The following is a 12,984-nucleotide window of genomic DNA, read 5'->3' on the forward strand; positions in this document are numbered from 1 at the left end:
AGCATAGCCGCACCCGGGAGGAGGTGGGGATTCAGCAGTCGCGAAGCCCGGGGGTCTGGGACAGGATCTCAGGAGCCGGAACGGGTCGGGATCCGGACTCCGCCGGCGACCACGGCGCAGTTGCGCCCCGCCGACTTGGCCTCGTAGAGGGCGGCGTCGGCGCGGCGCACCAGCGCCTCGTGGTCCTCGACACCGGAGGCGCAGCCGATGCTCACCGTCACCGCGACGCTGGTCGCGCCCTCGGTGACGAAGGGCCGGCCGGCGATCGCGCCGACGATGCGCTGAGCGAGCGTCCCGGCGGCGGCGGCGTCGGTGGCGGCGCCCAGCACCAGGAACTCCTCGCCTCCCCAGCGGCCCACCACGTCCTCCTGGCGCACCCTGCGGCGCAGCCGCTCGGCGACCTGGCGCAGCACCGCGTCACCGCCGGCGTGGCCGAGGGTGTCGTTGATCTGCTTGAAGTTGTCGACGTCGATCATCAGCACCGCGGCGGGCTCCTGATGGCGGCGCGCGGCCGCGAGCATCTCCTGGAGCCGCTCCTCGAGGTGGCGGCGGTTGAAGATCCCGGTCAGCGCATCGGTACGGGTCACCGTCTCCAGCTCCGCGTTGCGCCGGCGGAGCTCGTCCTGCAGCGACTTGACCCGCAGCGCGGCGCTCACCCGGGCGATCAGCTCGCTGGCCTCGAACGGCTTGCGCAGGTAGTCGTGGGCGCCCTCCGACAGGCCCCGGACCACGTCCTCGGTCTCGGCATGCGCGGTGAGGAAGACCACCGGGATCTCGCGCATCTCCGGGTCCTCGCGGATGATCCGCAGCACGGTGTGGCCGTCGAGCCCGGGCATCTGCACGTCGAGGAGCACGACGTCGGGGCGGAGCATGCGGCAGCCGCGCACCGCCTGGTGACCGTCCTCCGCCTCCTCCACGCGCAGGCCGCGGGCCTCGAGCTGGCGCCGGAGCATCACCCGCACCACCCTCGAGTCGTCGGCGACCAGCACCAGGTGCCCCCCGCTCACCGGCGCAGCCGCCGCTCGATGGCGGGCGCGTCGACCACGAACAGGAGGTCGCGGCGCCGCGCGGACACGGTGCCGCCGACCAGCGCGTCGCGCTGCCCCCGAGGGGCCTCGCCGACGCTGCCGTCGTCGAGGTGCTCGATCCCGACCACCGCGTCGACGAGCAGGGCGAAGGGCTCACCACCGGTGTCGAGGACGATGACGTGGCTGCCGCCGGGCCCGAGCGGGGCGACCACGCTGAGGGCGAGGTCGTGCCAGCGCAGCATCCCGACCACGTCGGCCTCGAGGGTCGGCAGGGGCGTGACCTCGCTGGCGGGCCGGACCTCGCGGCAGTGCTCGACGGGCACGGCATAGTGCCCGTCACCGTTGCGGAACACGAGCACGGTGGTCATCGGCGAGCCTCCAGGCGGGCGGCGAGCAGGGCGGCGAGGGCACCGCGGTCGGGGCCCTGGAGGTCGCTGTCCGCGACCGCGTCCGCGGAGCGGGCGAGGGCGGCGCGTGCCGCGGTGAAGGCGCGGGCGGCGGCCCCGGCGTCTCCCGCCGCCTCGAGGGCGACGCCGAGCGACGCGTGGGCGGCGCCGTGGTCCGGCGCGAGGAAGGCGGCCTGCCGGAAGCTGCGGATGGCGCGGTCCAGATCGCCGGCGGCTGCGGCGGCCTCCCCGGCGGCGAGAAGCTCGCCGAGCCGAGGCAGCGCGGCCGGCGGCGGCACCGGCCGCCGGGTGCGGCTGGGGGGGCTGGGGGGGCTGGGGGCCCGGGCCGGGTGCGGGGCGGCGGCGGGGTGGTGGCGCACCGACCCGGAAGCGGCACCGGCGCCGGCGCGGCGGTGCACGAAGGCGTCACCGAGGCGCACCACCTCGAAGCCCGGCGGCGCCGACCCGCCGGCGTCCGAGGATGCGAGGAAGAGCAGCTGGCCGGGGGTGAGGTGGGCGGCGAAGCGGGCGAGCAGCGCCGCCGCGTCGGGCTCGCGCAGGTAGATGATCACGTTGCGGCAGAAGATGACGTCGAGGCCGCCGGGCGGTCCCGGGGCCGCGTCGGTGGTGAGGCCCTGCCGGCGCACCTCCACCCGTTCGCGCAGCGCGGGGACCACCTCGAAGCCGCCGGGCACGGGCCGGAGGTGGCGGGCGCGCCGCTGGGGGTCGAGGCCTCGCAGCTCGCGGTCGACGTAGCTGCCGGCAGCGGTGCGGGCAAGCGCTCGGGTGGAGACGTCGGTGGCCACCACCCGCCAGTCCGCCACCGGCGACTCGGCGAGCACCATGGCCAGGCTGTAGGCCTCCTGGCCGTTGGCGCAGCCGGCGCTCCAGACCGTCACCGGCCGCCCGGCGCAGTGCTCGCGCAGGTGCTGGGCGAGCGCCAGGAAGTGCGCGTCCTCGCGGAAGAACCAGCTCTCCTGCACGGTCACCAGGTCGCAGAGCAGCTGGGTCTCGGCGCCGCCGTCGGCGAGCCGCCCGGCGAAGTCGAGGACGTCCGCGTCCGCCGCCGCCGCGGCGTCCACCAGGCAGCGTTCCAGGCGGCCGCGCATCGCCGCCTCGTGACGCAGCCCGATGGCCCGCTCCAGCGCCGTCTCGGCGAGGCGCACGGCGTCGCTCGACCGCGTCATCGCGCGGCTCCCGCGGCGGCGGAGCGCACCGCGGCGGCAATGAGGTCGAGGGCGGTGAGCCGGTCCACCGCGCCCCGCTGCTGCGCCGCACGGGGCATCCCGAAGACCGCGCAGCTGGCCTCGTCCTGGGCGATCACCACGCCGCCCCGCTGCTGGAGAGCGAGCAGCCCGGCGGCACCGTCGTCACCCATCCCGGTGAGCACGACGCCGATCCCGGAGCCGCCGGCGTGCTCCGCGATGGAGCGGAAGAGGACGTCGGCGGAGGGGCGGTGGATCGACGGTGGCTCGGCGGCGAGCGCCACCCGCCGGGATCCGCCGAGGCCGAGGTGGACTCCCGGCGGAGCGACGTGCACCCACCCCTCGCGCAGCGCCATGCCGGCGGTCGCCACCTCGACGGGGAGCGCCGAGCTGCGGCGGAGGAGCTCGACGAACCCGGCGAGGAAGCGCTCGTCGATGTGCTGCACCAGCAGCACGGCGGCGCGGAGGCCCTCGAGCTGCCCCAGCACCCGGGCGAGCGCCGGCGGCCCGCCGGTGGAGGCGGCGATCCCGACCACGGGCATCCCCCGGTTCGCGCCGCCGAGCAGCCGCCCCCGGGTGTGCCGCACCACCGTCACCCGCCGGAGCATGCGCACCCGCCCGCGCAGCCGGCGGGCGTCGTCCTCACCCCAGCTCCGGGGGTTGACGATGCATTCCAGCGCCCCCGCGGCGATCGCCTCGCCGGGAAGCCGGCCGTCGCCGCCGCGGGGGTGGAGGACGAGGACGGGGACCGGGGAGTGGGCCATCACCTGGTCGATGACCGCGAGGCCGGCGTCGATCGCGGCGGGGGTTGCGGCGAGGTCGACGGCGAGCAGGTCGGGGCGCAGGGTGCGGGTGGCGCGGGCCGCCATCGCGGCGGTGGTCTGTGCCACCACCGAGATGTCGCCCTCGGCCTCGAGCGCGCGCAGCAGGGCGCCGCGTGAGCCGCCGTCGTCGCTCGCCACCACCACCGAGACGCGCCCCGTGCTCACCTCCGGCCGCCGAGCAGGCGGTCGACGGCGTCGAGCAGGGTGGCCTGGTCGAACGCGCTCTTCACCAGGTAGCCGTCGGCGCCGGCCTCGAGGCCGCGGCGGCGGTCCTCGTCGCCGGACCGCGAGGTGAGCACCAGCACCGCGGTGTTGCGCAGCGCCTGGTGGGCCCGGATCGCCTCGGTGAGGGCGAACCCGTCCATGCGCGGCATCTCCACGTCGGTGAGCACCAGGTCGGCGGGCCGCTCGGCGAGCCGCGAGAGCGCCTCCAGGCCGTCGCCGGCGGTGCGCACGTCGTAGCCGGCGCGCATCAGGATCGACCGCTGCAGCTCGCGCACGGTGAGGGCGTCGTCGACGACGAGCACGCTGCGCCCGGGGCGCGCCACCGGCGGGGCCGCCACCACCGGGGCGGGCCGGTGGATGCGCCGGGCGCGCTCGATCAGCGCTCCGGGCTCGAGCACGACGAGGACCGACCCGTCGGCCTCGATCGCCGCCCCGGCGACCACGTCGAGATCGGGCATCAGGCCGCCCAGGCTCTTCAGCACCACGTCGCGCTGCCCCTCCAGGGCGTCGACGCGCACCGCGTGGCTGCGGGTCGCCCCGGTGAGCACCAGCGCCGGGCCCTGCCCGCCGCCCTCCCCGGTTCCCAGGAGCACCTCCAGGTCGGTCACCGGCACCGCCCGGCCACCGGCCATGACCATCTGGCGGCCGCCGGCGTGGAGGGTGGCCGGATCGCCCGCGTTCACCGCGGTGAGCACCGCCTGGGCGGGGAGCGCGTAGCGGCGGGCGCCGCAGCGCACCACCAGGCAGGGCACCACCGCGAGCGTGATCGGGACCGAGAGGCGGAACTCGCAGCCGCGCCCCGGCTCGTTGTGCACCTCGATGCGGCCCCGGATCGCCTGGAGCTGGGCGCGCACCACGTCGAGGCCGACGCCGCGTCCGGAGACGTCGGTGAGCTCTCGCGCGGTGGACACGCCGGAGCGGAAGATGCCGCCGATGGCGGTCTCGTCGTCGTCCTCGGCGGCGGCGTTCCCGGCCGCCCGGACCGCGTCGACGTCGATGCCGCGTCCGTCGTCGCCGACCACCAGGACCACCTCCGACCCGAGCCGGTCGGCGTGGAGACGCACCGTGCCGTGGCGTGGCTTGCCCGCCGCGGCGCGCTCGTCCGGGGTCTCGACGCCATGGTCCACGGCGTTGCGCACCAGGTGGAGCAGCGGGTCGGCGAGCCGGTCGAGGACGTGCCGGTCGACCTCGGTGTCCTCGCCGCGCACCTCCCACACCACCTCCTTGCCGAGGGCGCGGGCGAGGTCGCGCACCGCCCGGTGGAGGGGATGGGTGATCGTCGACACCGGCACCATCCGGGTCCGCATCGTCAGCTCCTGGAGCTGCCCGAGGGTGCGGGCGAGGTCACGGAACTCGGTGATCGTCGAGGGCTGCTGCCCGGTGGCCTGGGCGAGGAGGTGGCCGGTGCGGAGCAGCGCCGTCGACGACTCCGTGACCAGGCGGACCAGCTCGTCGAGCCGGGCCACGGGCACGGCGATGGTCGGGGCCTCGGCGCGCGGCGAGGGCGGAGGCGCGGGGGCGGGCTCGCCGGCCCTCGCGGGCGCGAGCGGGACCGCTGCCGGCTCCGGAGCGGCGGCCGGGGGCCGCCCGGCGGCGCGGCGGAGCCGGTCCTCGAGGGCGTCGGCCTCGGCATCGTGGTCCTGCTCCCTGCCGGCGGCGTCGATCACCGTGCGCAGCCCGTCGACCGCCGCCAGGGCCGCGTCGACGAGCTCGGAGGAGATGCCGGCGCGGCCGTCGCGATAGGGGTCGAGCAGGTCCTCGAGGAGGTGGGCGAGACGGGTGACCCGGGGCAGGCCGACCATCGCCGAGCCGCCCTTCAGGGTGTGCGCCTCGCGCAGCAGCGCGGTCACCATCTCGGCGCGGCCGGCCTTGCCCTCGAGGCTGAGCAGGCTCGCAGCGAGGAGGTCGAGGCGTCCCCGGGCCTCCTCGGCGAAGAGGCCGCGGAACTCGGCGTCGTGCCCGAAGGGCCGCTCCACGGCGTCCATCCTCTAGGCGCCGCCGGTGCGGGCGGGGTCGAGCACGGTGTCGAGATCGAGGAGCGTCACCAGCCGGGCGCCGCAGCGGTGCACCGCCAGCGCCCCGGGCAGCTCGGGAGCGGCCACCACCTCGGCGAGCTCGCCCACCTCGGGAAGGGCGGTGGCGACCAGCGCTCCCCGTCCCGACGCGGTGTCCACCACCACGGCGTACGTCCACGACCCCGCCGGCGCCGCACCCAGGAGGACGCCGAGGTCGAGCAGGGGGACGATGTCACCGCGCACGTTGAGCAGCCCGCGGATCCATGCCGGCGCGGTGGGCACCGGGGTCGGGTGGGGGTCGGAGACCACCTCGCGCGCGGCCGCGACCGGCACCGCGTAGACGTCGTCCCCGAGCGGGACCAGCAGCGCCCGCACTCTCAGCGACCGCCGCCGGCGCCCACGGCGACGTCGAGGTCGGTGGCCAGGCCCGCCTGCGCGGCGGCGGCGGCGGCGATCTCCTGGGCGGTCGCCGACACCTGGCGGCTGCTCACCGTCACCTGCTCCATCGCGGACACCACCTGCTCGGTCGCTGAGCGCTGCTGCTGGGTGGTCATGCGCACCTGGGCGCAGCTCTCCACGACCCGCTCCATCAGCGCCAGCCCGGCCTGCATCTGCTTGGCGCCCTTCTCCATCGCCATCACCGTGGCGTTGGTCTCGGCCTGGGTCCCCTGGACGATGTGGCCGATCTCCCCGGCGGAGGTCTTCGAGCGCTCGGCGAGGCGGCGGACCTCGTCGGCGACCACGGCGAAGCCACGCCCCGCCTCGCCGGCGCGGGCGGCCTCGATGGCGGCGTTGAGGGCGAGCAGGTTGGTCTGGTCGGAGAGGTCGTTGATCAGCGTGAGGATGGCGTTGATGTCGGTGACCCTGGTGGCCAGGCTGAGGGTGCGCTCGCTGGAGACGCGCATGTCCTCCTGCGCCTGCTCGAGGCTCTGCCGGGTCTCCTCGGCCTGAGCCGCGACCTCGTCGAGGGTCTGGGCCACCGAGCCGGCGGCGCGCGCCAGCTCCTCCATGCTCGCCGAGGTCTCGGTCGCGGCCGAGCTCTGCTCCACGGTGCTGGCGGCGAGCTGCTCCGAGGCGCTGCTCAGCCGGAGCGCCGACCCGGCGCTGTCGGCGCTCGCGATGCGCAGCCGCTCGACCAGGTCGGAGAGCCGCTGCACCATTCCGTTGAAGGCGGCACCGAGCCGGACCAGCTCGGCGGCGCCGCCCGGGTGCACCCGCACCGAGAGGTCGCCGGCGGCGACCCGGTCGGCGGCCTGGCTCAGCTCGGTGATCGGCCGGGTGGTGCGGCGGGCGAAGACGACCGCGAAGCCGGTGAGCAGCAGCGCTCCGGCGACCACCAGGACGACGGCGAGGGTGCGCAGCCCGTCGATCGGGCTCAGCGCCGCGCCGGCGTTCTCCGAGACCACCACCGCCCAGTCGACCCCCTGGACGGTGTCGTATCCGGCGAGGACGTCGTCGCCGTTCTCGCCCGGCCCGCGGACGGCGCCTGACCTGCCGCCGAGCCCGGCCTCGACCGCGGCGGTGCGCACCTGGGTCTGGAGCGCGCCGGCGGCGATCATGGTGGCGTCGGAGCCGACCGGCATCCCGGTCCGGTAGACGAGGTGGTGGTCCTGGTCGACCGCCACCAGCTGGCTGCTGGCGCGGGTGTTGGCGTCGAGGTCGCGCAGGGTGGTCGCCAGAGCCGCCGGGCGGAGCACCGCCACGACCACCGCCTCGGGGCGGCCGTCGGCGCCGTTCACCGGGGCGGAGACGAACCAGCGGAGGTGGCCCCCCTGGTTCCTGATCGGGCTGAGCACCGGCCCCGCGGCCGCGGCCTGGAACCAGTCCTGGCCGCCCACGTCGAGGCCGAGCTGCGGATCGGTGGCGGCGATGACGCGGCCGCCGAGGTCGACGACCTCGAGCACCGAGTAGGGGTCGGAGGGGGTGGGGGGCGGGAGCAGCGCCCTGCTGGAGGCGGTCACCGGCCGGCCGCCGAGGAGGGCGGCGGCGTGGGTCAGGTCGCGGTTGCGCTCCTCGAGCCACCCCTCGAGCCGCGAGGTCGCCGCCCGGGCGAGGTTCTCGGCGGAGATCGAGCTCTCGTCGGCGATCGTCGCCGAGGCGCTCCGGCTCAGCAGCACGGCGAGCAGCACCATGATCGGCAGCGCGGCGGCGAGCACGCCGGCGAGCAGCCGGACGAAGAAGCGGCTGCGGTGGTCGGCCCAGATGGAGCGGAGATCCATGGAGGTGGGGTGTCCCCAGTGCCGCGCGCAGAGCAGATCAGCGTCGCCGACCCGGCGGCGGGCAGTCTCCGGGCGATCGACGTCTCACATCGTGTCGCCGCTCTGGGGGCCGACCACCGCCGTTGACGGATCCGTTTCCCGGTTGTCGGTCCGGCGTCGCGGTGCTACCCGTGCCGCCCGAGCAGCCGCCGCACCGCCCAGCGGAGGTCGGCCGCCGCCGACCGCCAGTAGCACTCGGCGACGTAGTACAGGCCCAGCAGGGTGATCAGGCCGATGCCGAGGTCGACGCTCCTCCGGCCCTGCTGCGCCCAGTAGACGTCGCGGAGGTTGAGCAGCAGCGCGAACTCGTCGACCACCAGGGCCGCGCCGATCCCGAACGGGATGGCGAGCCGGGGGTGCCACCGGGACTGGTCGAGGTTGAGGGCGAGGAAGCCGCTGACCAGGACCAGGGCGATGCCCCAGACGTAGTGGTGGATGTGGAGGCCGCCGCCGGTCACGATGTCGTGGAACGGGCCCAGCTGGATGTGGATCGCGTAGGTGAGCGCCCGGATCAGCCCGAAGGTGATCCCGAAGGAGAGCAGCAGCCGCAGCGCCGTCCGCCGGCGGTCGTCGAGGTGCCGGGCGGCGCTGCCGCGGAGGCGCCCGCCGAGGCTGTCGCGACCGGGGGCGGCATCGCCGGCGGGGTGGGGGCAGCGCCTCATCGCCGCGGATTCTGACGCCGCGGTCAGCGCACCGTGCCCTCGAGTCGCGCGCTCGCCGGGCGCGCGCCCGCGACCGGCACCAGCAGCGAGCCGGCCTGGTGGCCGGAGGTGGCGGCGCTGAGCTGGACGGTCACCCCGCAGCTGCCGCCGGGGGCCAGCCGCACCCGGCTGCAGCCGTCGCGGACGATCCGGAAGGCGGGGGCGGTGGTGGTGACCACCCCGACGGTGACCGCCGACGGCCCGGTCGCGGTCACCGTGAACGTGACCAGCGGGCTCAGCGCCGAGCCCGCGGGGACGGTCTCGGTGAGCCCCGGAGGCTGCACCCCCAGCGGCGCGGGGGCCAGCGCGACCGCCGGGTGCGGCGCCGGCGGTGGGGGCGAGGCCGGCGGCGGCGGGGGCGCGGGTGGGGGAGCGGCGGCGGGCGAGGGCGGGGCGGTGGGGGCGGCGGCGCGGTCGGCGGTGTCGGGCGCGGTGACCGGGCCGGTGGGTGGCGCCGGCGCCGCCGGGGGGGCGGGCGCGGCCCGCAGCGCGACCGGCGCCGGGTGGCCGCCGCCGGCGACGCGAACGCCGGTGACCCCCACCGCGGCGGCGAGCCCGGCGGAGACCACCCATCCCGCCCGCATCCCCGAGGTGAGCCCGCGGGCGCCCCGCCGTCTCGTGACCATCCTCACCGCCTCCCTCGCGCGCCTCGACGCCGTCGCCATGTGACGTCGGAGCAGCACCGGAGCTTGCGCTTCTCGTAAGGTCGGCAGGGTGGTGACCGAACGCTCGCGGGTGGTGATCGTCGGTGCCAGCACCGCGGGTCGCAGCGCGGCCGTCGCCCTGCGCGAGAACGGCTACGCCGGCGAGGTGCTGATGGTCGGTGAGGAGCCCCATCCCCCCTACGACCGTCCCCAGCTCTCGAAGCAGTTCCTGTGCGGGGACGCCGCCCTCGACGACGTCATCAGACCGATGCGGTTGACCCCGGAGCACGGGGTCGAGGCCCGGCTCGGGGTCCGCGCGCTGCGGGTGGTGCCCGAGGAGCACGCCGTCGAGCTGGAGGGTGGCGAGCGGGTCGGCTACGACCACCTGCTGATCGCCACCGGGGTGCGCAACCGGCGGCTGGCGGTGCCCGGCGCCGGCCTCGACGGCGTGCTCGACCTCCGCGACCTCGCGACCTCCGAGCGGATCCGCGCCGCGGTCCGCCCCGGCTGCCGGGCGGTGGTGGTGGGGATGGGCTTCATCGGCTGCGAGGTCGCCGCCGCGCTGCGCCGTCTCGGCGCCGAGGTGGTCGCGGTCGAGCCCCTCGCGGTGCCCCTCGAACGCAGCCTCGGCGAGACCGTGGGCCGGGTGGTCGAGGGCCTCCACCGCGACCACGGGGTCGAGCTCCGCCTCGGCGAGGGCGTGGCCGGCTTCGAGGGGTCGGGCCGGGTCGAGCGGGTGCTGACCCGCAGCGGCGGCCACATCGACTGCGACGTGGTGGTGGTGGGCGTGGGCGTCGTGCCCGCGGTCGAGACCGTGACCGGCACCGCGGTGCGGCTCGACGACGGCGTCGTCGTCGACGGGGGCTGCCGCACCACCGTGCCCCAGGTCTTCGCCGCGGGGGACGTGGCCCGGCAGCACCACCCGGTGGCGGGTCGCGGGATCCGGGTCGAGCACTGGCAGAGCGCCATCGGCCAGGGCAGGGTGGCGGCGCGGAACATGCTCGGCCACGCCGAGGTGCACGACGAGATCCCCTGGTTCTGGTCGGACCAGTACGACTGCAATCTCCAGTACGCCGGCTTCGCCGGGCCCTGGGACGAGCTCGCGGTCCGCGGCAGCCTCGAGCAGCGGCGCTTCGTGGGCTTCTACCTGCGCGAGCGCCGGGTGGTGGCCGCGGTGGCGATGAACCAGGGGCGCGACCTGCGCCGGACGGTGCCGCTGATCCGCGCCGGCACCGTGGTCGACCCGGTGCGACTCGCCGACCCCGGTGTCGACCTCCGCAGCCTGGTCCGCCAGCACGTGGTCTAGCCGCTGAGGTCAGGGCGCGCCCCGGCCCCCCTCGGCCCGGAGCCGCGCGATCACCGCGGGCAGCTGCTCGAGCCCGGCGTCGATCACACTCTCGACGAAGCGCGACCACTCCACCCCGCCCACCTCGACCTCGGCATAGCCGTGGGCCGCGGCGAGCCGCCGGCCGGTGCGCTCGTCGAGCGACAGCCCCGGGGTCGGGGTCGGGGTCGGAGTCGGGGCCGGGGCCGGCGCGGGGTGGCGCGGCGGCCGGGCCGGCGGTGCGGTCGCGGCCGGCGGCGGCGGCGGTGAGCCGGCGGCCGGTCGCCGGGCCGGTGGCGGCCCCGGGACCATCGCGGAGACGGTCTCGGCGTCCGCGCCGGCGGGCGCGGGGATCGAGATCTCGGTCTCGCCGAGGCGGATCACGTCGCCGGGGCCGATCTGCTGGGGACGGCCGGTCAGCTGCGCGCCGTTGACGAAGGTGCCGTTGCTGCTCCCCAGGTCGGTGACGAAGAGCCCATCCGGGCCGGGGGTGAGGGTGATGTGGCGGCGCGAGGCGGCGTCGTCGTGGAGCAGCAGGCCCCGGCAGTCGCGCCCCACCTCGACCCGGGCGGTCACCGGGACCCGGCGCGGCTTGCGGCCCGGCTCGCGGATCTCGACGATCACGCCCTCCATCGCGGTCAGCTCTGGAGCAGCCCGAACCGGGTGACCGTGATCTCGGTGACCGGCGTCGACACGCAGTCGCCCTTCACCGGACGCACCACGAAGGCGCCGGGGAAGGCGTCGCCCGAGGTCTGGCCGGCGCCGGGGCCGAGGCTGAAGGTCACCGGGAACCGGAGGTGCACCGGACCGCCGCCGGTGGGGAGGGTGATGGAGAAGAGCGCCTGGCCCAGGGCCGAGCTGCAGCTGCCCTCGATCACCCCGACCTCGCCGAAGGTGCCCGGGCCGGTCACCTGCCGGCCCTGCACGGTCCCGCTGCACTGGATCGTCCCGGTCTCGCCGTGGCTGCTGAACAGCGCCCGCTGGTTGGTCGTGGTGGTCCCCGGCGTCACCGTGTCGGTCCACTGGTGGACGCAGGCGGCGCTGCTGGCGGCGGACGCCGCCGGGGTCGGGTGGAGGGAGGGCGCGATCACCGCGAGGGCGGCCACGACGAGCAACAGCAGTCTTCCTCGCACCCCGCGCATGGCCTTCCTCCTGGGGCGACGGCTGCCCCGACTGCAGGGTACTCCTTCGCCGTCACCCGACCCGCCCGGCGAGGCGGCGCCCCTGATAGCCTCGGTCCATGACCGAGAGCCCGATGTCCCGGATCGCCGACCTGCGCCGGCCGGCGTGCGCCCACTGCGGGGTGCGCGCGTCCGCGGCCACCGCGCCGGAGCCGGGCCGGGTCGAGGTGGTGGCGATGGCGGCGACGGCGCTGCCCGTGATGGTCTGCCCCGCCTGCCGGGTCCAGGGCATGGGCAGCGACCGGGTGCCGCTCTGCCGCGGCTGTGCCGGGGGCGGCACCGGCTCGCTCCCGCACCTCGGCGTCTAGCGAGGCGGTTCGGGTGGGCATGCTCGACCGCCTCCTCGACCGGCGGCTGCCCCGCGACGGCGACGAGGCGGGGCGCTTCCTCGCCGAGGCCGAGGCGGCGTTCCACGAGGGCGACGCCGTGCACGCCGTGCAGCTGGCCGAGGACGCGGTGCGGTCGGGGCGGCTGGAGCCGGCCGCCGAGGTGCGGGCGCTGCTCATCCAGGCCCGCGGTCTCCGGGTCACCGCCGACCGCTCCTGGCCGCTGCGGCAGCGCGCCCTGCGCAGCGCCGAGCGGGCGGCCGCCCTCGACCCCGGGTCGTTCATGGTGGCGCTCGAGCTCGGCATGGCGTGCTTCGACGCCGGCGCCATGGAGCGCGCCGAGACCAGCTTCCGCCAGGCGGCGCTGCTGGAGCCTCGCAGCGCCCGGCCCTGGGCGATGCTCGGCCGCACCCTTCCGTACGTCCAGCGCCTCGAGGAGGCCGACGCCGCCGCCGCCGCCGCGGCGCGCCTCGACCCCTATCACCACGCGGTGCCGTACCGGGTCGGCGAGGACGCCTTCCACGCCATCGCCACCGCCGAGTGGGCGGACATCCCGGCGACGTACCAGGAGGCGCTGGGCGACACCGACGTGCTCATCCACGACCTGCCCAGCCGGGAGATGATCGAGCAAGGCTTCGTGACCCCGACCACGCTGGGGGTGTACAGCGGAGGCGGCCGTCCCCGCACCGCCGTGTCGGAGTCGCAGTGGCTGGAGCAGATCATCCTGTTCCAGCGGATCATCGAGAGCTACAGCCGGAACCAGGCCGAGCTGCAGCACCAGGTCCGCGTCACCCTCCGCCACGAGATCGGCCACAACCTCGGGCTCGACCACGCCGCGCTCCATGAGATGGGCCTGGCCTGATCGGT

General features: G+C 76.4%; 14 protein-coding genes. 3 read left to right on the forward strand and 11 right to left on the reverse strand.

Going from position 1 to position 12,984, the window contains the following annotated elements:
• Nucleotides 1-68 precede the first annotated feature (68 nt).
• The 9 genes from VGL20_07920 to VGL20_07960 all read right to left on the reverse strand — a co-directional run bounded on the left by VGL20_07920 (nt 69) and on the right by VGL20_07960 (nt 9,268).
• Entirely contained in the window at nt 69-1,007 is a 939-nt protein-coding gene (locus VGL20_07920; protein ID HEY2703600.1) for a diguanylate cyclase, read from the reverse strand.
• Nucleotides 1,004-1,396 carry a chemotaxis protein CheW gene (locus tag VGL20_07925; GenBank protein ID HEY2703601.1) on the reverse strand — a complete coding sequence of 131 codons (393 nt, stop codon included), beginning with the start codon at nt 1,394-1,396 and terminating at the stop codon, nt 1,004-1,006. Before VGL20_07925 ends, VGL20_07920 begins: the two co-directional genes overlap by 4 nt.
• The gene (locus tag VGL20_07930) at nt 1,393-2,601 is read right to left on the reverse strand and encodes a CheR family methyltransferase (GenBank protein ID HEY2703602.1); all 1,209 of its coding nucleotides are present in this window, start codon (nt 2,599-2,601) and stop codon (nt 1,393-1,395) included. The genes VGL20_07925 and VGL20_07930 overlap by 4 nt, the downstream gene beginning before the upstream one ends.
• On the reverse strand, nt 2,598-3,608 hold the full coding sequence (locus VGL20_07935; GenBank protein HEY2703603.1) for a CheB methylesterase domain-containing protein: 1,011 nt from the start codon (nt 3,606-3,608) through the stop codon (nt 2,598-2,600). Before VGL20_07935 ends, VGL20_07930 begins: the two co-directional genes overlap by 4 nt.
• Nucleotides 3,605-5,644 carry a response regulator gene (locus VGL20_07940; protein ID HEY2703604.1) on the reverse strand — a complete coding sequence of 680 codons (2,040 nt, stop codon included), beginning with the start codon at nt 5,642-5,644 and terminating at the stop codon, nt 3,605-3,607. Before VGL20_07940 ends, VGL20_07935 begins: the two co-directional genes overlap by 4 nt.
• Nucleotides 5,645-5,656: 12 nt before the next feature.
• Nucleotides 5,657-6,058: a chemotaxis protein CheW gene (locus VGL20_07945; protein HEY2703605.1), complete on the reverse strand. Its 402-nt coding sequence runs from the start codon at nt 6,056-6,058 to the stop codon at nt 5,657-5,659.
• Nucleotides 6,059-6,060: 2 nt separating this feature from the next.
• The gene (locus VGL20_07950; GenBank protein ID HEY2703606.1) at nt 6,061-7,902 is read right to left on the reverse strand and encodes a methyl-accepting chemotaxis protein; all 1,842 of its coding nucleotides are present in this window, start codon (nt 7,900-7,902) and stop codon (nt 6,061-6,063) included.
• Nucleotides 7,903-8,066: 164 nt separating this feature from the next.
• Nucleotides 8,067-8,603, reverse strand: coding sequence for a hypothetical protein (locus VGL20_07955; GenBank protein ID HEY2703607.1), 537 nt, complete (start codon nt 8,601-8,603; stop codon nt 8,067-8,069).
• Between the two features lie 23 nt (nt 8,604-8,626).
• On the reverse strand, nt 8,627-9,268 hold the full coding sequence (locus VGL20_07960; GenBank protein HEY2703608.1) for a hypothetical protein: 642 nt from the start codon (nt 9,266-9,268) through the stop codon (nt 8,627-8,629).
• Nucleotides 9,269-9,359: 91 nt separating this feature from the next.
• Between VGL20_07960 and VGL20_07965 the strand changes: the two genes are divergently transcribed.
• Complete coding sequence (locus VGL20_07965) at nt 9,360-10,592, forward strand: FAD-dependent oxidoreductase (GenBank protein HEY2703609.1); 1,233 nt, start codon at nt 9,360-9,362, stop codon at nt 10,590-10,592.
• Nucleotides 10,593-10,601: 9 nt separating this feature from the next.
• Here the strand turns inward: VGL20_07965 and VGL20_07970 are convergent, their stop codons facing one another.
• Together VGL20_07970 and VGL20_07975 are read right to left on the reverse strand one after the other, a co-directional pair.
• Complete coding sequence (locus VGL20_07970; GenBank protein ID HEY2703610.1) at nt 10,602-11,243, reverse strand: FHA domain-containing protein; 642 nt, start codon at nt 11,241-11,243, stop codon at nt 10,602-10,604.
• Between the two features lie 5 nt (nt 11,244-11,248).
• Nucleotides 11,249-11,725: a hypothetical protein gene (locus tag VGL20_07975; GenBank protein HEY2703611.1), complete on the reverse strand. Its 477-nt coding sequence runs from the start codon at nt 11,723-11,725 to the stop codon at nt 11,249-11,251.
• Nucleotides 11,726-11,850: 125 nt separating this feature from the next.
• Between VGL20_07975 and VGL20_07980 the strand changes: the two genes are divergently transcribed.
• Entirely contained in the window at nt 11,851-12,099 is a 249-nt protein-coding gene (locus tag VGL20_07980) for a hypothetical protein (GenBank protein HEY2703612.1), read from the forward strand.
• 19 nt (nt 12,100-12,118) lie between these two features.
• On the forward strand, nt 12,119-12,979 hold the full coding sequence (locus VGL20_07985) for a metallopeptidase family protein (GenBank protein HEY2703613.1): 861 nt from the start codon (nt 12,119-12,121) through the stop codon (nt 12,977-12,979).
• Nucleotides 12,980-12,984: the final 5 nt, after the last annotated feature.

The organism is Candidatus Dormiibacterota bacterium, from assembly GCA_036495095.1.
Taxonomy (GTDB): Bacteria; Chloroflexota; Dormibacteria; order Aeolococcales; family Aeolococcaceae; genus CF-96.